This is a genomic window from Psychrobacter sp. APC 3279 (assembly GCF_030407795.1).
GTDB lineage: Bacteria > Pseudomonadota > Gammaproteobacteria > Pseudomonadales > Moraxellaceae > Psychrobacter.
Window position 1 is genome coordinate 78673 of sequence record NZ_JASDCR010000008.1, and the last position, 22821, is coordinate 101493.

The following is a 22821-nucleotide window of genomic DNA, read 5'->3' on the forward strand; positions in this document are numbered from 1 at the left end:
TCCTTTTTGAGTTAAACTATCCGCTATCGGATTCAGAACATCCTCGTCAGTCTTTATATTTTCATTATCTTTGGTCTAATATTATGCGCAAACCCAATCTTTCAAATATTAAACAGGCCAAAGTATTAGCACCTGCCAAAGATTTGGCTACTCTAGAGGCGGAACTCGCTGAGCAAGAAGACCATTTAGAGGATACGGTCCTACGCCTAAGTGATTATTTATCAGCGGTTGAGATGGTCATTAAACAAACCTTTGATCATAGAGTATGGGTCAAAGCAGAAATTCGTAATCTGTCGAGTAAAGGTGGTCATTACTACTTTGAATTGGCAGAAAAAGATGGTGATGGCAAAGTGGTCGCCAGCTGCCGTGGCAATCTCTGGCGCTTTAAAGCTGCTCGTGTATTAGCTAAGTTTGAACGTGCGACTGGCATGCCGCTTGAGCGCGACTTGACCGTACTCCTTAAAGTATCGGCAGGCTTCCATGCCCAGTACGGCTTTTCAATCACGATTGAAGATATCGACCCCAGCTATACGCTAGGCGACTTGGCACGGCAATATGCAGAAATGGTTGACCGCCTAACAGGTGAAGGGTTATTACATCTCAATCAGCAGCTACCTGCCCCTTTTGATATCGAGCATGTGCTGGTCATCGCCCCTGAAAAGGCAGCTGGATTGGGTGATTTTCAAGCAGATGCCGATCGCTTAGCCAGTACAGGTGCATGTCACTTCCACTATCATAATGCGACTTTTCAAGGTAATCATGCACCCGCCGAGATACGCCAAGCCATCGTTAGCGCCCAGCAGCAGTTTTACGATACTTATCAACGCCTACCAGACTTACTAGTCATCATTCGCGGCGGCGGTGCGGTTGGTGATTTGGCTTATCTCAATGATTATGAGTTGGCAGCTTTGGTTGCTGAGCAGCCTGTCCCTGTCTGGGTGGGTATCGGTCATGAACGTGACAAAGTCATCTTAGATGAAGTGGCGCATACTAGCTTTGACACCCCCTCAAAGGTGATTGCTGCTATCCATAGCCATTTAGCCCAGCTCGTCACTCAGACGCTACAATATCAAGCACAAATCAAGCAAGCGGCTCAGCGTCAATTGAATATTGCTGAGCAACAAACCACTCGCCAGTTAAGCCAAATACAGTCGCAAACGATTGGGCAGCTCACCGCTCTACGAAAAGACAGTGACTATGCATGGCGCAGTATTCAACAAAGTGCACAGCGCCAAGTAAAGCAAGCAGTCAGGCTGACGACTGAGCGATACACACAAACGCAAACCTTGGCACATCAACAGCTCGCGAAAGCCGCGACTAATAGCAGAAGTCATCAAGAGTCAATCATGCAAAACGCACAACAGCAAATTGTGCAAGCACAGCGCGATAGCGAACATCTACGTGATATTGTGCTATTACATCGCCCGTCTCGCGTGCTCAAGCAAGGCTACACCATGCTCACGGATGCTAAAAACAAGCAAACACTCACTAGTAGTACTCAACTGTATCCTGAGCAAACCGTCAATATCATTTTAAAAGATGGCAACGCAAAAGCGCAGATTCTCGATGTCACTATGGATAAAGAAGCGATAGAAACTTTAGACACTTCAACTTAATCACATAATGATATCTACAGATTACTCATCTACTTACCTTTAACAATTAGGAAATTTTATGACTACCCCTACTCGCAGACGCAAAAAAGCCGCCCCAAAAACCTTTAAGGCGGCTTACGATATTTTAAAAACCAATGCGGCGGAACTGCAGCAACAGGATGAGCCTGATATTGATAATCTAATGACAACGGTCGAAGAATCTATTGCCGCTTATCGCGTTTGCGAGACTCGTATCAATGCTGTACAGCAAGCATTGGATGCCGCCTTTGCCGAAGAAAAATCTACCAGCAGTGTTGATAGTTAAACAAAAAACAGCCACTAGATAGCAGCTGTTTGGTCAAACCAAGCGCATCAATCTCATTTGGCACATTTGGCAGCGCAACAGTTTGATATTCGGTTTACTCTGGTTCGTCAACCTCAAAGACTTGGCGCAGATAGGCAAGATACGTGTCGTTATTGATCATGGTCTTGCCTGGGCTATCAGACAGCTTGGCGACTGGCTGACCATTACACTCTACCAACTTGAGCACGATATTAATCGGCGTAATGCCCATATCATTGGTCAGATTGGTGCCAATACCAAAGCTAGTTCTAATGCGACCTTTAAAGTATTGATGCAGCTCCCACGCCTTCTCTAAATTTAACCCATCGCTAAAAGTTAGAATCTTGGTTTTTGGATCTATTTTTAGCTTCTCATAATGGGCAATCGCCTTATCGCCCCAGATGTAAGGGTCACCGCTATCATGACGCAGACCGTCGAATAGCTTGGCAAAATATAAATCGAAATCACGTAAGAACGCATCCATGCCGACTACATCTGTCAATGCAATACCCAAATCACCACGATACTCATGCACCCATGCTTCAAGCGCGGCCTTTTGTGAGTCACGCAGACGCACATCTAATGCCTGAAACGCCTGCATAAACTCATGCGCCATGGTGCCTATTGGCGTCATTCCTAATTGCTTGGCCAAATACACATTTGATGTACCACCGACTATCTTTGGCTCGGCTTTATGTAGCGTCTCCACTACATGTGCCTGCCAGCGTCGACTAAAGCGTCTACGCGTGCCAAAATCCGCAACGATAAATGGCGGCGTCTCCTGACCGTACTGAGTTTGCTTTGCGGCATACTGATGTAATAGCGCTACTTTTGCATCAAGGCGACGTTGTCCTTCTTCTATCACACTGTCATTAGATAACGCATTAAAATACAGCTCATTGACAATGGCCAGTACAAATACTTCAAAGAACATCGCTTGAATCATTGGCCCTTCGATATCGATAAACAGGCGACCTTTATCGTCTGTATTTACCGTAATAAAACGACGTTTTAGCTTAAATAACTCTAGGTAATCAACGAAATCTGAGCGAATAAAGCGCAGGCTACGTAAGTACTCGAGCTCATCTGGCAAAAAGCGCAATTCGCATAAACTGTCTAGTTGCTGCTCTAAATCTTTTTGGATATCAGCCAATGGATAGGCTGCATCTTTGTTATTACGGCAGCGAAAGCGATAAACGCCATGGGTTTGCGGGAACTGATGCAGCATGGCTTGTAACATCGTAAATTTGTACAAATCATTATCAAGCAATGAAGTAATAATAGGTGCATAAGAAACGGTCATGCTATGGCCTTAAAAGTGCAAAATAAGAAACAAACGTCATTTGATAGACAAAGCGACATCATATGTGGACGATAAACAATACACGCCCATTCATTATGAGCCATCGATAAACCGTTCAGTATAACGAAATTTGGTATTTATTTCAGAGTTCACTTTTGATTACCGAAAAATGACATCGAAATGCCAGTAGAATGATTGCGATTACTTAAACCGTTCATAAAAACATTGTATAAGTCTATCCAGACAACCTATTCATAAATGGTTAGCACAACCTACGCTTTTGCACTCATAAACTGCTCCACATAATCATCAACAGGATTGTGCCGCAACTCGCTTGGCGTCCCTGTTTGTATGAGTCGACCACCATTTAGCATACTGATGCGCTGACCTACTTTGACAGCTTCATCGATATCATGGGTAATGAATACGATGGTTTTGTTCAATCGTTCCTGTAATTCAAGTAGTTGGTCTTGCAACTGGGCGCGAATGAGCGGATCAAGCGCAGAGAACGCTTCATCCATTAGCAAAATTGGATTGTCCGTCGCTAAGGCGCGAGCTAGCCCGACTCGCTGCTGCATACCGCCTGATAGCTCATCAGGGTAGTTGTTTTCCAAATTGGATAGCCCTACTTCATTGAGCCAATGTCGAGCCGTTTCATGGCGCTCGTTTGCGCTCATCTTTCGGACACGCAGACCATAAGCGACGTTTTGTATGACCGTCATGTGCGGCACTAAGCCGAAATGCTGAAAAACCATACTGACTGTCTGTTGACGATAATGCTGCAACTGCTTATCGTTGAGCGCTAAAATATTAATAGCCGTAGCAGAACTTTCTTCTACTGCCGTACTTGTATTATCTGTCGCTGATTGTCTATCAGTCATTGTATGAGTCGCATGTTCTCTATTCAGAGCAGTATCTACCCATATCTCGCCACTGGTTGGATCTATCAAGCGGTTAATATGGCGTATCAGCGTTGACTTGCCAGAGCCTGATAGCCCCATGATGCAATGCAACTCGCCTGCCTTGATATCTAGATTGATATCATACAGACCCACTGAATAGCCCGTTTGCTCTTTTACTTTGATGCTATCCATACCCTCAGCCAGCAATGCCAATGCAGACTGTGCTTGCGTGCTACTGGCATTATAAATCTTACTGATATTTTTTAATTGGATATGATTCATCGGTGCTCTCACTATTCATGTGGTTTTTATCATTATGGCTTCGGTCGATTACCATAGGTTCAGTCGTATGCCACTAGACGACTTTTTATCCAATCGGACGTCTGCCTGCTTCGATGGTTTTTTGACGGGTACGCTTACCTTGACCAAATGCTTGCGTAATACGGTCAATGATAATGGCAACGATAACGATGGCCGTACCTGCTTGTAGACCCTGACCGATATTGAGCGTTTGGATAGACTGCAATACATCTTCACCAAGCCCAGGAGCACCAATCATTGAAGCCAATACCACCATGGCAAGTGACATCATCACAGCCTGATTGATACCTGCCATAATACTAGGCAACGCTTGTGGCAATTTAATCCAGAGAAGTAGCTGTAAATGCGTACTACCAAAGGAGCGTCCTGCTTCGACCATTTCATGATTGACTTGTGTAATCCCTAACGTCGTCAGACGAATCAAGGGCGGCAACGCATAAATCACGGTCGCGAATAACGCAGGCACTTTACCAATACCAAACAGCATCAGCACTGGTATGAGATATACGAAACTCGGCATCGTCTGCATGATATCTAGCACTGGCGTCACTATCTTGCGTAGTAGTTTGCTACCTGACATAGCGATACCAATAGGAATACCAATTACCACCGTGACCAGTACCGATACGATAAGCAGTGCTAAAGTATCGATCAGTGCGCCCCATAATCCAAAAGCGCCAATCAAAAACAACCCTGCACCACATGCCAGCGCGAACCAAATCTTGCGAACACCAAACCACCCAAGCACAGTTACAAATGCAATAATCAGCCAAGGCGGGATAACCGTTAATAATCGCTCAATAGGTAGTAGCAGATAAGTAAGCGCCATCGTGCTAATAGTACGGAATACATCGCCATAGTTTTGGACGACGTTTGCTAAGGCATTATTGAGTGGGGTCTCAAGCGACCATGAAGGAAAGCTTGATGCGAGCGCTGACGCATTGATACTAGATGCAGTTGCTTCTGTAGAGATAGCACCCGTTGAGCTAAGGCCTAACTTGGTAGCGAGATTGGTAGCGGCCTCATCGGATAACCATGCTTGCCAAACCTCTGGGTTGTCACGCAAAAACACCATGGCCTGCTCATCGCCAGTGCGTTTGCTTTCGCTCATCTCCAAGATAGCACCGTTGAGCTCATTAGAGGTAAATTGCACCTTTTCAAAGACAGCGGCTAGTTCAGGATTGGATTCGACAAACGGGGTAGAAACGGCAATACCTAACGGCGATACTGGGAATCCTGACACGCAATTCATCTTACCATCAGCGAGCAAAAGGTTTTGCCAACAAGCATCCTCATAAGCTGGGAACTCTAGTGGCGCAAGATCATATTTTGCCATTAGCCCAGTAGGTTGCCAGTAGTAAAATAACAATGGCTTATGCTGTTCAAAAGCGGAGGCAATTTCGGCATCGAGAGCAGCACCTGTACCAGGGTGTGCGTTGTTAAAGAGACTGTCTAGACCGGTAGTTTTTAGCAAACGTGTGTTAAAAATCTCACACGTCCAACCAGAAGGACAGTTCATAAAGCGTGATCTACCAGGATCTTCAGGGTCTTTAAATAGCTCAGTATATTTGGGCAAATCTTGATAGCTGCGTAGTCCTGGGTTCTCTTCCAAGACGTATCTTGGGACATACCAGCCTTGAGTTGCACCGCCTTTTAGCGTATCGCCGATGATGGCCACTTTATTCTGCTCAATGGCTTTTTCCATGATTGGCGAGCGACCAACCCACTGCTCCCCGATGACCTGAATATCGTTCTGTGAGAGCGCTGTATCAAGTGCAGGCCCTGCTCCTGGTACTTCTTCTACTGTGCAGCCGTACCCATCTTCTACGATATGTCTGAGTACGCCGGAGGTAAATTGCCCACTCTCCCAGGTTAGCGCCCCAAATTTAATCGGTGATTCACACGCCGCTGACGCCGATACAGGCAGTAGTATCGCGCTCATCCACAGTAAGCTTAATGCAATCCATTGGCGCATACTCTTTCCTATTATTATGTTGTATCGGCATGAAATCACTATTAAAACAATAGAGCTAAAAAACAGCTGAAAGGTCTATATCATGTTTACCAATGCTAGCTCTAGACCATTCAGCTACTATCTACTGTTGTTTAGACTTACTACAAAGTGTAGCGATTTATAGAAGTGATGACAAACGCTTATTTGTCGATTAATTCAGTATACAAATTTACGATAATTTTAATAAAGCTCTTATAACAAGTCGCTCTTAATTTTAGAAATCTATGTTTATAAATTCATATTTTAGATAAAAAAATAGCACCTATCTGGATAGGTGCTATTGGTTATGATATCGATTAAAAAGGTCACTATTAATTTCTATAGCTACTATAAAATGTCTAACTCAAGAATCGTTATTTTAAAAACAGTGCCATCGCCTTTTTAAACAGTCCACCATAAGGCGGCAATAATAAATTCAGACCATTGAGCTTGGTTTGTACAAAAATCGGCTTCATATGGCTGAGGCGTTCAAAGCCAGCCTTACCATGGTACGCGCCAGTACCAGAATCACCCACACCACCAAATGGCAAGTCATGCTGAGCCACATGTATCAAAACTTCGTTGATACACAGACCACCCGAGACCGTATTGTTACGCACGTTTTCGATACTGCTGTAGTTGTCACTAAACACATATAGCGCCAATGGGCGTGGACGTGAGTTCACAAAATAAATGGCATCATCAAGCGTCTCATAATGCATCAGCGGCAAAATCGGGGCAAAAATCTCGTTTTGCATGAGGTCACTGTCAGGCGCAGGCTCGCTGACGATGACTGGCGGCATAAGACGGGTTTCTATATTGGGTTCGGCGCCAGTTAACGCATGTACCTCGCCACCTGTTAGCGCATCTAGATAGCCTTTTACCCGTTTGAACTGCTCACCATTAATAATGCGAGAGTAATCTGGGTTTTCTTCGATATCAGGATAATGCTTGGTCATCCACTCTTTTGCGAGTTGGATAAAATGGTCATGGTATTGGCGCTGAATCAAAACATAATCTGGCGCAATACACGTCTGTCCAGCATTTAGTGTCTTGCCCATCATCACTCGATTGACGACAGACTCTAGATTGGCATCATCTAGTACGATCACTGGTGATTTACCACCAAGCTCAAGCGTCACTGGTGTTAGATTAGGTGCTGCTGCTGCCATGACTTTTTTGCCCACCGCAGTCGATCCGGTATATAGCAGATGATCAAATGGTAGCTCACTAAAGGCAGCGGCAATCTCAACTTCACCGAGTACCACACAGATCATATCTGGCGAAAAATAACGAGCAATGGCGTCAGCAAACGTCTGAGCAAATTGCGGCGCAGCTTCACTCATTTTGACCATAATGCGGTTACCCGCAGTGATTGCATCAATCATCGGGCCAATTGCTAAAAATAACGGATAGTTCCAAGGCACCATGATACCGACCACACCCAATGGCTGCGGCTGAATTTCATTATGAGCTGGCATATATAGCGCTGAAATAGGCGCACGATGGGCTTTCATCCATTTTTTGCCGTGTTTCTTGGCGTGGCTGATACCGGTAAAGCTAGGAAATAACTCAGCAAACTGCGTCTCTGACTGGCTACGATAGCCAAAATCTGCACTAATTGCCTTTGCAAAACTCTCTTGGTTATCGCTAAGCATCACTTCTAGATTGTCTAGCTGCGTCGTACGTGTGCCCCAATCATTGATTGGCTGGGTACGGCTTAACATTTGCAAGCGTGAAAATTGCGCTTTCATCTCATCGATAGTCTTCGCCGTACTTAGTGCTTCAGGCACACGCTGCAGCGCAAAACCGGTCTCGGTCACTGGCTGCTCATGGGCGCTTTGGTTGCTATCTGTCATTTGTCTTCCTTGTCATAATCATAGTAATAGTCATAAGGTTTGTAGTCACTACATTATATTGGGTTAGAGGCTCTATCTTTCTAGTCAGGTGCACTCTTTGATAACCTACTCTGACTATAAACTTCATCAGATTCCATTCATCACACTTTAATGTAGCGCATCGACTGAGCAATGAACAGCATCTTTAGTTGACTACTGCGTCTGTACTAGCAGCACCGCTATGAACCACTTGCCACGGTTCTATACCTATTATTTCGTCAGCCATTGTTAGCTGTTTATTATTAGCATTTATGCCACTTACAGACATTGCGACAGTATATATCTTTGGGCGATAGTCGCCAAAACTGCTACACTACCGATGAGCATTATTTATTTTAAACTTGATAATAATAAGACAGATACTCTCATGCAAAATGACACACAACTCCTTAATGATACGCTTGTCAGCAAATCTCTCTCAGCGGCCGATTATGTCCCTACTCTAGATGCGATGCTGGCACGCACCCTTGAACGTATCGATCTAAAGAAACGACAAGGGCTGCGTACGCCTGATGAATTATGGATTGTAGATCATAACGACGTCTACACGCTTGGACAGGCAGGCAAAGAAGAACACATATTACAGCGTACTGACACGCCTATCATCAAGACCGATCGCGGTGGTCAAGTGACATGGCATGGTCATGGGCAGTTAGTGATCTATTGGTTGTTTGACTTGGACAGTCTTAAATGGAGTGTGCGCAATCTTGTCTCCCATGCTGAGCAAGCGATAGAAGACGTCATCAACGACTGTTTGCGTAGCTCACCATCTAATAGTGACAATATCAGTGCTCATGCGCGCCGCGATGCCCCAGGTGTCTACCTATATGCAGATACTGCTGCAACAGATGACAGCACCTTTACAGATGACAACTCTCTTGATAATAAGATTATGCTTGGCAAAATGGCCTCGCTAGGCTTTAAGATTAAGCATGGTTTTAGCTACCATGGTATTGCGATTAATTTAAATTGTGACCTGTCTTCATTTAACGCCATCAATCCTTGTGGCTATGCCGGCATGCAAATGTTGCGACTGTCTGATTTTGTAGCCATGCAGACAGATTCAGAGCAAACAAAGCCGGAGGCGCAGACCGAGCAGCAAATTAGCGATTCATTCAGCTATGAGACAGTCACTCAAAAACTTATTGATAACATCGCCAAGCGCCATGCTGGTCTGATTGAGTTGCGAGCTATCGCACCTAAGTAAGTTTTGAGTCCGTTTTTGCATAATCTTTTTTTGCATAATATCTTGCACGCTTAGACTTAAGCATTAAGAGAAAATTCAGTACAAACTTGCTATAATCGCATGCAGTACAAATCGGACGCAGCAACTATCCTTGCTGGATCCCTAGCTCAACCCCTTATTCAAACATTTAAAACAAAAGCAAATTGGAGCATTTTATGGCAGATTTTAACAAAATTTTGGACGCAGGCGACGTAGACGGCGGCATCATCAACGTAGTAGTAGAGATCCCAGCTGGTAGCAGCCATAAAATTGAGTGGAATCGCGAATTAGCAGTATTTGAGCTTGACCGTATTGACCCACAGATTTTTGCCAAACCTTGTAACTATGGTTTCATCCCACAAACACTTGACGAAGACGGCGATGAGCTTGACGTATTGCTACTGACTGAGCAGCCATTACCGACTGGTATTTTCTTAAAAGCAAAAGTCATCGGTGTAATGAAGTTTGTTGATGATGGCGAAGTAGATGACAAAATCGTTGTTGTACCTGCTGATGACCGTGACACGGGCAATGCTTACAACAGCTTAGAAGACCTACCAAAGCAGTTGATCAACCAGTTAGAGTTCCATTTCAGCCATTACAAAGACCTGAAAAAAGCTGGTACGACGGTTGTTGAATCTTGGGGCGATGTCGCAGAAGCGAAAGAAGTTATCAAAGAGTCTATCCAACGCTGGAAAGATCTATAATTATCAAATATTGGCAAAAATGCCAATAACGATAAATAATAAAATACCGCAGTCACCATGGTGGCCGCGGTATTTTTTTGCTTGAATATTGCTTATCTAACATGGTTATAATGAGCATATAACTCATTCGCACTTATACGCCGTAATAAGGACAATCATGTTTAACCCCGACCCTAGCGCAAAACCGGTCAATACCAAGTTGCCAAGAGACGTCATTATGATGGTCGAAAAAAACAACCTAGTAATGGCTATTAAAACTTTGGCGGCAGATGAAAACATCAGGATGGATGAAGCCAAAAGTAGGATTGATGCTTATGAGACCCAGCTAAAGGTAAAGCAACAACAGAAGCTCAATACTATAGCTAGTAAACAAGGCATTCCAAATCAAGCCATCAGCTTTGATAGAGAGCAAGAAGAAGACGAGCCTGGGCCATTGGTAAAAAATCGTGTTAAAACCACCAAACAAAGCCAAGGGTTTAAGGGGCTGCAAGATGGTGTCGATAGTCAGTTAAATGACTTAGGCTATAAGAAACCTCTACTACCTTATTGGCTAAAACGACTGCTCGTGATTGCTGTCTTGATGATAGGAATATTTTGGATATTGTGGCGAGTATTTGGTTAAGTGATTTAGCTAAATAAGAAACTGGCTCGACATATTCCCCATACAGCCACATACCGACTAGCTATAATTTAAGAATGTAGCTAGTCGGTATGCTAATTGAAAACCTGCCCTTGAATCCTTTCAATCGTCCATTAATCTCAAATCACTTAGAACAATCCTTTATATAAGAAGTAACAGCCTACGACGGTCAACAGTACCGCAAAGCATTTTTTTAACAACTGCGGCGATAATGCATGAGCGACTTTTGCGCCTAGCTTGGCGGTGAAAAAGCTCATGATGCTAATGCCTAAAAAAGCATAGATATGGACAAAGCCAATCGTATTGGGCACGTCGACTTGCGCTTGCATACCAAAGAACATAAACCCTAGCGCACCTGCAATGGCGATAGGTAAACCACAAGCGGCTGAGGTTCCAACGGCTTTTTGCATAACCACACCGTAACGCGTGAGGTAAGGTACGGTTAAGCTACCACCGCCAATCCCAAAAATAGCAGAAGCGATACCGATACCCGCCCCTGCTGCTAGCTGTTTAGGCTTTGAAGGCAAGGCTATATGGACATTGCTAGCATCGTTATTTGCTTTCTTTTTGCCACCCATAAACATTTTATAAGCGACCCAAAGCAAAAACACACCAACAATCAACTGAAGATATAATCCAGATATCTGTCCTGCGATCCCCGCCCCTAAAAAACAGCCTATTGCTAAGCCTGGCGTCAGATTTTTGAAAACAGGCCACATGACTGCGCCCTTTTTGTTATGCGCCATGAGCGAGCTTATGGATGTAACGATAATAGTCGCCAGTGAAGTACCCAAGGCCAAGTGCATAATACTGTCAGGACTGTAACCCATTTGCGTAAAGACAATAAATAGCAGTGGTACGATAATAGTCCCACCGCCCACTCCAAATAGCCCCGCAGCAAATCCTGCTAGCGCCCCTATTACTAAAAAAGTTATTAATTCCACAGGATAGTTACTTCTTATTTAGATTTAATGAGATGATAATTATAGTTAAATGACTGCTCAATATTGAACGAGCAATAGTCCATAGGCTTAGGTGTTGGATAATAGGTATTGGATTAAATAAGCTCCACTTGCCCAACTCTAGAATAGGCACGGTTAAAGTAAACCAACCCTTCATCAGTTCCGCCTTGTGGCTCAGCCTGATTGATGGCGACAACGCGGCACATAAAGACGCTATGCGTGCCGACTTCTTGAATTTGTTCAATCTCACAATCAAAGCTGACCAAGGCATCTTCTAACACAGGAGCGCCCGTCTGTAATTGTGTCCAAGAACCATATGCAAACCGTTCTTCTGAACACAGTTTAGAGGCAAAAGCATTGGACAGCTGCTCATGTTGCGCGCCTAACACATTGACACTTAAAATCTTGTTTTCCAGAAAGTAGCCATGTGACCGAGACGTTTGATTCATACAGACAAGCAAGGTCGGCGGTGTGTCTGTGACACTACATACTGCCGATGCTGTAAACCCATGTATGCCCGTTGTACCTGCTGTGGTCACCACATTGACCGCAGTCGTTAGCAAAGACATGGCATCTCTAAAGTCGGTCGCGTCAATCCTATCTTTAATCATTGCTTCAATCCTGAGAAACGTTAAAAAATAACGTTAAAAAATTGTGCTTCAATTTTAGTTTTGCAAAGGAAATTCTTTAAATAGAATTTCCTAAACGGCTAAACTCTAAGCAGTCAGTTCTTGACGAACGATTTGAGCACCAGCGCTTAATGCCGCGAGCTTACCACGTGCGACTTGGCGAGACAAAGGTGCCATGCCGCAGTTGGTCGCAGGATACAGCTTGTCAGCATCAACGAATTGTAGCGCTTTGCGTAGCGTATCGGCCACCTCTTCTGGTGTCTCGATAGTGTTGGTTGCCACATCAATGGCACCGACCATCACTTTTTTACCACGAATCAGTTCAATCAGATCCATAGGTACACGTGAGTTTTGACACTCCAGTGAGATGATATCGATTTTCGACTGTTGCAGTTTAGGGAACGCTTTTTCGTATTCGCGCCACTCTGAGCCCAGTGTCTTTTTCCAATCGGTATTGGCTTTGATGCCATAGCCGTAGCAAATGTGGACAGCTGTCTCACATTTTAGGCCTTCAATGGCGCGCTCTAAAGTCGCAATACCCCAGTCGTTCACATCATCAAAGAATACGTTAAATGCAGGCTCATCAAACTGGATAATATCGACGCCAGCCGCTTCTAATTCTTTCGCTTCCTGGTTCAGGATTTTAGCAAATTCCCAAGCCAATTTTTCACGGCTTTTATAATGACCGTCATATAACGTATCAATCATCGTCATCGGCCCTGGCAAAGCCCATTTGATTGGCTGATCGGTTTGCTGACGTAAAAACTTGGCATCATCAACGAACACGGACTTCGGGCGACTCACCACACCAACGACTGAGGGCACGCTCGCATCGTAGCGATTACGGATTTTGACCGTTTCACGCTTCTCAAAATCGACACCATCAAGGTGTTCAATGAACGTAGTCACAAAGTGCTGACGGGTCTGCTCGCCATCACTGACAATATCAATCCCTGCATGCTGCTGTTCTTGCAGTGATACACGTAGCGCATCTTGCTTGGCTTCAAGCAACTGCTCGCCCTCTAACGCCCAAGGTGACCAAATTTTCTCGGGTTCTGCTAGCCAAGAAGGTTTTGGTAAGCTGCCAGCGGTAGACGTCGGTAATAGTAGTTTCATACGATTTATCTTCTAGTTAATTTATTTTTTATTATGTTGATGGGTGATGCTCAGTTAAGCGGCTTGCTTCCTAGCCGTTTCTTTATCAGCAGCTTCTTTTTCAGCAGTATCGCCTGTTACATCATAGCTTGCAGCCCATTCCTCAAGGATTGCTTGATACGGCTTGATAAAGTGTGTCTCAGTAAATCTGCCTTGGGTCACTGCCATCTGACTGCGTTCGGCACGGTCATAGACCACTTGAGTCAATGAATAGTCTTGGTAATTCAGGCTAGGTTGATACACTTGTCCAGCGCTTGAGTTGGCATTGTAAATCTCAGGACGGTAGATCTTCTGAAAGGTCTCCATAGTACTTATCGCGCTGATAAGCTCAAGATCGGTGTAATCACTGAGCAAGTCCCCTGCAAAATAAAATGCTAATGGCGCGGCGCTTCCTTCAGGTTTAAAATAACGTACCGTTAAGCCCATTTTATGAAAATAGTCGTCGGTCAACGAGTATTCATCTTGCTTGTATTCAATGCCCAATACAGGATGCTGATTGACAGTACGGTAGTAAGTCTTGCTGGTTGACACACTCAGGCAAATCACAGGTTTTTTGTGAAAATGAGCGTTGTAAGCCTCTGAGTTCAATAAGTATTGAAACAACTTGCCATGTAACTCACCAAAATTATCTGGCGTTATGGATGCTAGGTTTTTGTCGCGATGCTCTGGTAACACAATACTAAAGTCATAATCACGCACGTAAGATGAGAAACTGTTGCCAACCATGCCGTCGATACGCTTGCTTTCTTTATGATCCACAATCGTTGTTTTTAGCGTTTCGATAATAGGAAACGTTTGACCATTGCCTTTAACATCCAGATCGACAGAGATGATATCAACTTCAACAGAATAACGATCTGCTGTCAGATTATCCCAATGCGCCAATGCATTGAATCGATTATTGATCATGGTTAACGTTTTGCGTAAGTTCTCTTCGCGGTGCTCGCCGCGTGCCAAATTTGCAAAGTTAGTCGTCAAACGCGTGCTATCTGCAGGCTGATAGTTTTCATCAAAACGAATGTGCTTAATTGAACAATTGAATTCTTTACTCATGGTGATCCGCTACCTTATTTATCTGAGATAAAACCAAATCTGTGTATGGGATGAATCATACCGAAATCTAAACATGAATAAAAACGATACAATTTAAACATAAGATGAATTTTATTCATCTTTCTTGGAATTAAGGATACGTAGGAAATTTAACAGCGGAAGTTTTAAGGGTTCATTTAACGTATAACTAAGCCTTTCACACACTGGCGGCGAAGAAGGCTTTTATACTGCTTAAGAGTGTTTGAGGCATAAAAAAAGGATACCGTAGTATCCTTTTTATTCAAATTCGAGCCTGATAACACATCGATTCTAGTGATGCTCACCAGGAAGAATTTTGGCAAAAGCGCGCTGAGCAAGGTTAGGCTTGCTATCAGTCGTTTGTGCAGCAGTCGAACTTGGGAAAATGCGATAACCAATGGACTGGACACCAACGTTAAAGGCTGGTACTAGTGAATAAGTCGCCGATGCAAATTTGCCCATATTACTAGCAATGCTATTTGGCTTATGAACGATGGCTTTTGCGACCATCATCGCTGCTTCATCAGGCATCAGTGCTGGCATATAACGATATAGCTTGGTTGGCGCAATCATCGGGGTACGTACAAGTGGCATAAAAATATTGGTCACTTTGATGTTATCGCCTTTGACTTCAGCAGCCAAACAGCGACTAAATGCATCTAAGGCCGCCTTTGACGCGACATACGCTGAAAAACGAGGGCTGTTTGCCAATACCCCAATCGAGGATATGTTCACGATTTGACCAGTTTGGCGACCAATCATCGTTGGCAAGAAACCAAGAATAATTTTGACCGCGCCAAAATAATTAATCTCCATGGTACGTTCAAAGTCATGAAAACGGTTGACCGACTCATGTACTGATCGGCGAATCGAACGTCCTGCATTGTTGACTAGTACATCAACATGCTTAAAGTCAGCCAAAATCTTTTCACTGGTTTTTTCAATCTCATCCATATTGGTCAGATCGCATGGATAGTAACTGGCCGCGCCGCCAAGTGTTTCAATATTTTCTTTGACCATTTTTAGCTTATCTTCAGTACGGGCCAGCAAAATAACATGCGCACCACATTCACTGAGCAAAAAAGCCGTACGCTCACCGATACCACTTGAAGCGCCTGTAATGATAATATTCTTGCCTTTGACGGCTTTGGTGATTGCTTTTTTCGAGAGATTGGCCATAAAAAGTCCTTTTCGTTTATTCTATAGTTATTGGTATTCGGTTATAGCATAGCAAAAAAATGTCGTATGGAGTGAACAAAACCATAGTGGGCGTTAGCTAACGGGACTTTTACAAATTTCGTCGTTGACATAAATATTTATAAAGATATTTTTAGCTTATTGTTAAGTCCTAAGTGTTAAATGCTAAGCTTTTTTTTGATCAATTATAAGGAGTACCTGCTTTGATAGACACACTAACTCACTATATTGACTTAATTGCCAAAATGATCGAAGTCATTGGCGTCCTCATTATGTTTTTCGGGCTATTTCTTGCTTTATATAGAGCTTTTCGAGCGTCTGGTCATTTCAATAATGATATTTATGTTGAAATCAGACAGACCGTAGGCAAGTCTATATTGTTAGGATTAGAGGTACTAATCGCCGCTGATATCGTGGCTACTGTCGTTACCGAGCCATCGCTACGCAGCGTACTGGTGCTAGGTTTTATCGTACTGATTCGAACCTTTTTAAGCTTATCGTTACAGGTTGAATTAGAAGGTCGATTTCCTTGGCAAAATAGAAAACCTGCGCCTGATAAACCGTCTGATACTGACAATCATACTGTGCCAATTGATAAAACATAGCTGTTGGACAAAAATGCCATCAAGAAACGATGCATAGAAATGATTAGCACTGATTTATAAAATAATATTTAAGCGATTACTATTCGTGCGCCTGCAAGAAAGTCTCGACCACTTTAAATTGTCCAGCCGTGCTTTCTTCACCATACATCGCCTGTCTAAAGGCGTTAGAGTTTGGAATACCTGTCGTATACCATGCAATATGTTTGCGAGCGATACGGCAGCCTGAGTACTCCCCGTAGAAATCATAAAGCTCTTGCAAATGGGCCAGTACGATCTCTTTTATTTCACTAACGCTCGGTGCCTCTAGACGCTCGCCAGTACGCAAAAAGTGCTCAATATCACGAAATATCCACGGCTGCCCTTGTGCAGCACGCCCAATCATCACCGCATCACAGCCTGTCATCTCATAGACGTGTTGGGCTTTTTGTGCGCTATCGATATCACCATTAGCAATGACAGGAATGCTAATACTTTCTTTGACTTCGCGTATTAGCTCGTAGCGTGCATTGCCTGTATACATGTCTTCACGCGTACGGCCATGAATAGCAATCGCTGCAATACCTGCCTGCTCAGCACGCTTGGCGACTCGTAAGATATTTTCACGACCGTTTTCAAAACCTAGACGTGTCTTTAGCGTGACAGGTGCATCAACGGCATTAACCGTTGCATCGAGCAATCGCGCGACCAGATCTTCGTCTTGCAACAATGCAGAGCCTGCCAGCTTACGACAGACCTTCTTGGCCGGACAGCCCATATTGATATCGATAATCTGTGCGCCATTATCAATTTGATAGCGAGCCGCTTCAGCCAATTTATCCGGCTCAGCACCTGCTATCTGTGCCGAAATAGGCGCAATTTCGTTGTCAAAATTGGCACGGTACAAGGATTTTTTGCGCGCATAAAGGGCCGTATCAGCGATGATCATTTCACTGACCGCATGACCTGCGCCAAATGACTTGCACAGTCGGCGAAAGGGGTTGTCCGTCACGCCTGCCATTGGTGCGACCATCAAACGATTTTCAATCGTCAGGCCACCTATATTCAATGGCTGCAACAATGGATGGTCAGACACTAGCACAGATGTGGGTACAACAGGAAAGTCTATAGACATAAGAAAACGGCTTGCAGTTGATTGAAGTAAGTCAATGAAAACAAGCCGTTATTCTAAGGATTCGTGCACATAATGCAAGCTATTCACGTGAATAACTTGCATACATGATGTTTGATTTCAAACAATTACTCTAATTATTTATCAAGCACACTGCCCTGCTCTAGCGTGATGTCATCATCATGCTCTTGCATACGCCACGGTAGACTATCAGGCGATACATTGAGGAAATGTAAATACTTCTCAAACTGATCAATGATGTCATTAATCACTGATTCAGATTTGTAGCCGTATAAGTCATAGGTCTGACCACCACGGCGTAGATACACCTCAGCGCGATGATGGTGCTCTTGTGGCAAGGTATCTGCGCTGTCTTCAGTATAATAATCAGGCGCATCATGTTCAGATAAGCGAACTTCATACCAAAACTCGACATCGTCACCGCGCTGTAGCTCTAATACGGCTCGGTTATTGACCGCGTCATAGTTGACCTCAGTCGTCCAGCCAGTTTCTGCAAATTTGGACGACACCTCCATCATCGAAGGCATAACCACTTCTTTGATATAGCTAAGAACCTTTTCACGCGTTGGCTTATCGGTCATATAATCAATACGCTCGCGCCATGCAGACGGTTTGAGTAAATGCGGCGGCAGTCTGTTGTCATTACCGAGGCTCTGATTACGATGTCCTTCGATACGCAGCGCACGCCACATACCAAACATAGAGATCAGAATAATAATGGCAAAAGGTAATGCACTAACGATAGCTGCTGTTTGTAGGGCTTCTAAACCACCTGCAAGTAGCAATACTGCTGCGACAGCACCTTCAGTCACTACCCAAAAGCTACGCTGCCACCATGGTGTATCACTGCGACCACCTGCCGCTAGCGAGTCGATTACCAATGAGCCAGAATCCGATGACGTCACAAAAAAGGTAATAATCAATAAAATGGTCAACGACGACACAAATTCAGTAAACGGTAGATTCTCTAACAGTTTAAACAAAGCAATTGCTTGGTTATTTTGTACTTCACTGATTAATGAGGTATAACCATCGACCATAATCATATGTAACGCGGTATCGCCAAACACCGAAAACCAAAAGAATGTAAAGAAGGTCGGTACCAACATCACACCCAATACGAACTCACGAATAGTACGACCACGGCTAATCTTGGCGATAAACAGACCTACAAAAGGTGCCCATGCAATCGTCCATGCAAAAATAAATAAAGTCCAGCTGCCGATCCAATTGCTATTCTCGTATGCCTGCAAGCTAAAGGTACGTTCAACGATATTACCCAAATAGCTACCCGTATTTTCCATAAAGGCGTTCAAGATAAAAATGGTCGGACCGACAACGAATACGAACAGCATCAACGCAGTTGCTAATAGCATATTTAAAATAGATAAGCGTTTTACACCCTTATCCATACCTGCCAATACCGATACCAATGCCGCGGCTGTCACCAAGGCAATGGCAATCACCTGTACGGTCGTATTCACTGGAATAATATCTGGCAATAGATAATTGAGTCCCGCATTAATTTGCGACACCGACAAGCCAAGACTGGTAGCAATACCAAACATCGTACCTAATATCGCAAACACATCAACCGTATGACCAATAGGGCCATGAATCCTGTCACCAATAATCGGGTACAGCGTCGAGCGTATTGATAGTGGTAGACCATGACGAAACGCAAAATAAGCTAGTGATAAACCAACCACACCATAAATTGCCCAAATATGAAAACCCCAATGAAAATACGCAATTTGCATCGCTTCTTTTGCCGCGGCGATAGTTTGCGGATCCGACATTGGCGGACTAGAAAAGTGCATCACTGGTTCCGCTACCCCATAAAACAGTAGTGCAATCCCGTAACCTGCCGAAAACAGCATGGCAAACCATTCAAGGAATCCGTACTCCGCCTCAGCATGATCAGGGCCTAGCTTGATACTGCCATAAGACGAAAACGCCAGTACAATAATGAACATCAAAAACAGTGCCACTGCCAGCATATAAAACCAGCCGAATGTCTCAGTCGTAAAACTAAGCACATCACTAAACAGAGCACCCGCTGCTTCAGGATTAATAGCCGTACCAATGACCAATAGCAGCATAATAATTGCTGCAGGTACAAAGACTGGTAATAAAATAGTCGAACGAGGTAATTTACTCATGAAAGATAATATCCTCAAAAGTTGACGATGCCTTTTTATGAAAATTTTTAATTAAGGCAAAGATTAGAAAATGTGTGTGAATGGTTATAATAATTATCACACTCTTTTCCAAAACCCTAGACAAGCGTTCAACTCGTAACATGACTTTAACGAATGTTACATGACTATTACCAAGAAAATAAAAAAGGCAGCTTGCTAGCTGCCTTTTGATTGTATATGTATTTTTTTAGTGATTTATAATCTATAAATGCTCGCTAATTCGTAAATACCAATATTTTTTTTACCTAAACAGAAGCAATCTGTTTCCTAACTAGGCATCAATCACTGCAGCCAACTTCTGCGCAATATTTGCCAAATCATTACTATCGGCTTGGGTTACTGCATGACGACCCAATTCATGAATGCTTGATGGAATGAGGTGCACATGATAATGAAAAACCGTTTGACCTGCTTGTGAGCCATTCAACTGCATTTGGATAACGCCTTCACGCTCAAACACTTGACGCTGGGCTTGCATAACTTTCTTAGACGTCATTAATACCGCAGCGGCATACTCTGGCTCAAGATCGGCCAAATCTACCGCTTTTTGCTTCGGTATCACCAATACGTGGCCTTCTGCTTGCGGCATGATATCCATAAAAGCGAGCGTTTTATCATCTTCATATACTTTATGATACGGAATATCACCATCTAGCATTTTGGCAAAAATGTTATTGTCGTCATAAGTAGTCTGTTGATTCAATTCAGTCATTATTTCTTCCTTTAAGGGTTTTATTATTAGTTGATTAATAGCTTAATAGCTATTCAAAATAGATAAAAGTGTCTGTCATATAGTGGACGAAATATAGTTTTAGTACAAGTCAGCAATGTGAGTTCAAAGCGAACGAACCTCTAATAACTGAACCTTTTTACAAACTTCAAAAAGATATTTTTCCAAAAAATGAGCCATCCATAAAAAAATCGGATACCAAAAACGATAAATAGGTATAAAACGTTGATATATAAATTATCAAACCATGCCTCTTGATCTATTAGTCCTAAAGTGAACCAGTTTGCATTAGTCAAAAATCCCCATGTACCAATCGCCATAAAAAAAGCAAAGATAAGTGACCAAGCGCAGCTACGTAAAAAAGACATGACACTGCGAATATTTCTAGGATCAATCTGCTGCATTCCCATCCATTTCAATGGCTTCCACAATACGATCGACAATGCCGCTAAGATAGGAACAAACATCATCACTCGAATAAAATGGTAAAACATTGCGGCATCACCAAATGGAGAAGCCAAAAATGCCCATTCATCTCCAAAATATTCTTTCAATACTGTGTCATTGTGACCATCATCGAACCATAAATTAAAAATCTGTCTGTCTTCGCTAATTGGAGGCATCGATAGGTTATTATGTACCCAACCAATGCAAGCATTGACCCAGTCAGGCTGCCACACTAGGCTCAGATCCCTTATCCAGCAGCGGGTATACAATATATCGAAGAGTATGAATGCAAATAAAAATGCCAGTGATAGCGTTTCTAGTCGGTTAGGTGGCAACTTGCCATTGCTAGTAATCTGCTTATGTACCTGCTCTCTTTGCCCAATATCCTCTATGCTGTCTAGCGTTTCATACACTTTGGCAATGGCTTGAAACAATTGGCCATGACGCCCTTTTATCAAAAAATACCAAAATTTGGGGATGCTTAATGCGACACATAGGATTAAAAACCATACCGTATTAAATGCTAGATTCTGCATATCGTTGAATACAGGTATGCGTATACCAATAGAAAACAAACCAACGAAAAACCAAAATAGGCATATGAGTAAGTAGTAGAAGAGGTACTCTTCATAGAGACGATTTGATGTTATCCATTCTTGGATAGATTCATTATCGGAGAACTTTTTCATTAATTCCTTTGCTTATATTTCCATCTAAATTATCGACTATATTTTAGATTATTTTAATAGACAAAATACGATTAATTTATAATAAGTCATTCAACTAAAGATATTATTTTATACGTATAAACTACCATCTCATCTCACTAATTTATTGGCGAGTCATGCCCTTAAAATGTTATATTAACCCTCTATTTTAATAACGCTATGTTTATGGATTTGCCTACTTTGCCAACTCAACCAGATATGGATAATACTGCTGTAACCCTTGATAATCAGGAAGAACACTCTGATATTGAGAGGGAAAGTGGTACTCAAACTATCGATCCAAACGCTATCATATTAGCAGAAGCATTGACTGATAAAGCCATCAGCTGGCAGATACACAATTGTAAAATTATAAAGAAGACTGTCACGCAAGATTTGCCACTGCCTTTTTTGTATCACTATGACAGTTTAGATGATGCGATCAAACAGACGCACCCGCTTACTCCTGAGCTACTGCTTCAATTCAATAAACCCATGTCAGCTCATGAGGCTGCCAAGTTAATTGGTATTGACGATGAGCTGCTGACCAGTCCTTGGCATGTGAAAATTATCGGCTCGTTGGTGGTATTTAGTGAGGCATTGCAATTGGCCGTACGCCTACACTGGACCAATACAGGTAAAGAGACGCAGCAGGTATATACCAAGGATGCCGCCGACGCTATTATTGCCGCTTTTAAAGATTGGCAGTTTTTTGGTCGTGTAGACGTCCTTTATAAAAATAATAAGCAGATACTAATTAGTATTGACGAGCTAAACCCTGATACGCAAGCACTACCTGCCGAGTCACTGTTGACGATTGAAGCTAGCGGCGATTACCAACAGCTACTGGCTACTCATGCGCTTGCAGCCATTGTGAAATTAGAAGCAGACAAAGCTGATCTTCCTTGGTTTGATAAAGCCATATTAGAACGTATTGAGTAGCTATTTTGAATAACGGTTTTTTCGCTCATCGCTTATGATTATTAATTCACTGTTATTAGCATATTGTTTTTAATTATTCATATCTAATGGTATGGTAACGAATTAGTATTATTCACTAG

20 protein-coding genes are annotated in these 22821 nt (G+C 43.0%); 7 read left to right on the plus strand and 13 right to left on the minus strand.

Going from position 1 to position 22821, the window contains the following annotated elements; all coding sequences use genetic code 11:
• Positions 1-83 precede the first annotated feature (83 nt).
• Entirely contained in the window at positions 84-1616 is a 1533-nt protein-coding gene (gene xseA, locus QL898_RS05775; protein ID WP_290176135.1) for an exodeoxyribonuclease VII large subunit, read from the plus strand.
• A 58-nt stretch (positions 1617-1674) separates the two neighbouring features.
• Positions 1675-1920, plus strand: a complete 246-nt coding sequence (xseB, locus tag QL898_RS05780; protein WP_101205385.1) for an exodeoxyribonuclease VII small subunit — start codon at positions 1675-1677, stop codon at positions 1918-1920.
• Between the two features lie 94 nt (positions 1921-2014).
• Here the strand turns inward: xseB and pncB are convergent, their stop codons facing one another.
• The 4 genes from pncB to QL898_RS05800 all read right to left on the minus strand — a co-directional run bounded on the left by pncB (position 2015) and on the right by QL898_RS05800 (position 8211).
• On the minus strand, positions 2015-3241 hold the full coding sequence (gene pncB, locus QL898_RS05785) for a nicotinate phosphoribosyltransferase (protein WP_290176136.1): 1227 nt from the start codon (positions 3239-3241) through the stop codon (positions 2015-2017).
• A gap of 272 nt (positions 3242-3513) precedes the next feature.
• A complete protein-coding gene (locus QL898_RS05790; RefSeq protein ID WP_290176137.1) occupies positions 3514-4425 on the minus strand; it encodes an ATP-binding cassette domain-containing protein in 912 nt (303 codons plus the stop codon).
• 85 nt (positions 4426-4510) lie between these two features.
• On the minus strand, positions 4511-6439 hold the full coding sequence (locus tag QL898_RS05795; RefSeq protein WP_290176138.1) for a glycine betaine ABC transporter substrate-binding protein: 1929 nt from the start codon (positions 6437-6439) through the stop codon (positions 4511-4513).
• Positions 6440-6831: 392 nt separating this feature from the next.
• On the minus strand, positions 6832-8211 hold the full coding sequence (locus QL898_RS05800; RefSeq protein ID WP_290176171.1) for a coniferyl aldehyde dehydrogenase: 1380 nt from the start codon (positions 8209-8211) through the stop codon (positions 6832-6834).
• Positions 8212-8722: 511 nt separating this feature from the next.
• On the opposite strand from QL898_RS05800, the gene lipB reads away from it, so the two are divergent.
• The 3 genes from lipB (at position 8723) to QL898_RS05815 (ending at position 10909) form a co-directional block, all read left to right on the plus strand.
• Positions 8723-9562, plus strand: a complete 840-nt coding sequence (lipB, locus tag QL898_RS05805) for a lipoyl(octanoyl) transferase LipB (RefSeq protein WP_201547378.1) — start codon at positions 8723-8725, stop codon at positions 9560-9562.
• Positions 9563-9756: 194 nt separating this feature from the next.
• Positions 9757-10287, plus strand: a complete 531-nt coding sequence (locus QL898_RS05810; protein ID WP_057759479.1) for an inorganic diphosphatase — start codon at positions 9757-9759, stop codon at positions 10285-10287.
• Between the two features lie 157 nt (positions 10288-10444).
• Complete coding sequence (locus tag QL898_RS05815; RefSeq protein WP_290176139.1) at positions 10445-10909, plus strand: hypothetical protein; 465 nt, start codon at positions 10445-10447, stop codon at positions 10907-10909.
• Between the two features lie 146 nt (positions 10910-11055).
• On the opposite strand, the gene QL898_RS05820 is transcribed toward QL898_RS05815, so the two are convergent.
• The 5 genes from QL898_RS05820 to QL898_RS05840 form a co-directional block, all read right to left on the minus strand.
• On the minus strand, positions 11056-11871 hold the full coding sequence (locus QL898_RS05820) for a sulfite exporter TauE/SafE family protein (protein WP_201547379.1): 816 nt from the start codon (positions 11869-11871) through the stop codon (positions 11056-11058).
• A 113-nt stretch (positions 11872-11984) separates the two neighbouring features.
• Positions 11985-12500: a flavin reductase gene (locus QL898_RS05825; protein ID WP_201547380.1), complete on the minus strand. Its 516-nt coding sequence runs from the start codon at positions 12498-12500 to the stop codon at positions 11985-11987.
• A 105-nt stretch (positions 12501-12605) separates the two neighbouring features.
• Positions 12606-13634 carry a methionine synthase gene (locus tag QL898_RS05830; protein WP_290176140.1) on the minus strand — a complete coding sequence of 343 codons (1029 nt, stop codon included), beginning with the start codon at positions 13632-13634 and terminating at the stop codon, positions 12606-12608.
• 54 nt (positions 13635-13688) lie between these two features.
• A complete protein-coding gene (locus QL898_RS05835) occupies positions 13689-14726 on the minus strand; it encodes a DUF1852 domain-containing protein (RefSeq protein WP_290176141.1) in 1038 nt (345 codons plus the stop codon).
• A gap of 309 nt (positions 14727-15035) precedes the next feature.
• Entirely contained in the window at positions 15036-15923 is an 888-nt protein-coding gene (locus QL898_RS05840) for an SDR family NAD(P)-dependent oxidoreductase (protein WP_057759469.1), read from the minus strand.
• Between the two features lie 221 nt (positions 15924-16144).
• Here QL898_RS05840 and QL898_RS05845 point away from each other — a divergent pair, with 221 nt between their 5' ends.
• On the plus strand, positions 16145-16546 hold the full coding sequence (locus QL898_RS05845) for a DUF1622 domain-containing protein (protein WP_290176142.1): 402 nt from the start codon (positions 16145-16147) through the stop codon (positions 16544-16546).
• Positions 16547-16625: 79 nt separating this feature from the next.
• On the opposite strand, the gene dusB is transcribed toward QL898_RS05845, so the two are convergent.
• The 4 genes from dusB to QL898_RS05865 form a co-directional block, all read right to left on the minus strand.
• Positions 16626-17657 carry a tRNA dihydrouridine synthase DusB gene (dusB, locus tag QL898_RS05850; RefSeq protein ID WP_290176143.1) on the minus strand — a complete coding sequence of 344 codons (1032 nt, stop codon included), beginning with the start codon at positions 17655-17657 and terminating at the stop codon, positions 16626-16628.
• A 134-nt stretch (positions 17658-17791) separates the two neighbouring features.
• Positions 17792-19837, minus strand: coding sequence for a BCCT family transporter (locus tag QL898_RS05855; RefSeq protein ID WP_191115093.1), 2046 nt, complete (start codon positions 19835-19837; stop codon positions 17792-17794).
• Between the two features lie 310 nt (positions 19838-20147).
• Complete coding sequence (locus QL898_RS05860) at positions 20148-20588, minus strand: HIT domain-containing protein (protein ID WP_290176144.1); 441 nt, start codon at positions 20586-20588, stop codon at positions 20148-20150.
• 140 nt (positions 20589-20728) lie between these two features.
• A complete protein-coding gene (locus QL898_RS05865) occupies positions 20729-21742 on the minus strand; it encodes a hypothetical protein (protein WP_290176145.1) in 1014 nt (337 codons plus the stop codon).
• A 204-nt stretch (positions 21743-21946) separates the two neighbouring features.
• On the opposite strand from QL898_RS05865, the gene QL898_RS05870 reads away from it, so the two are divergent.
• Positions 21947-22702, plus strand: a complete 756-nt coding sequence (locus tag QL898_RS05870; protein ID WP_290176146.1) for a hypothetical protein — start codon at positions 21947-21949, stop codon at positions 22700-22702.
• The last annotated feature ends 119 nt before the right edge of the window (positions 22703-22821 follow it).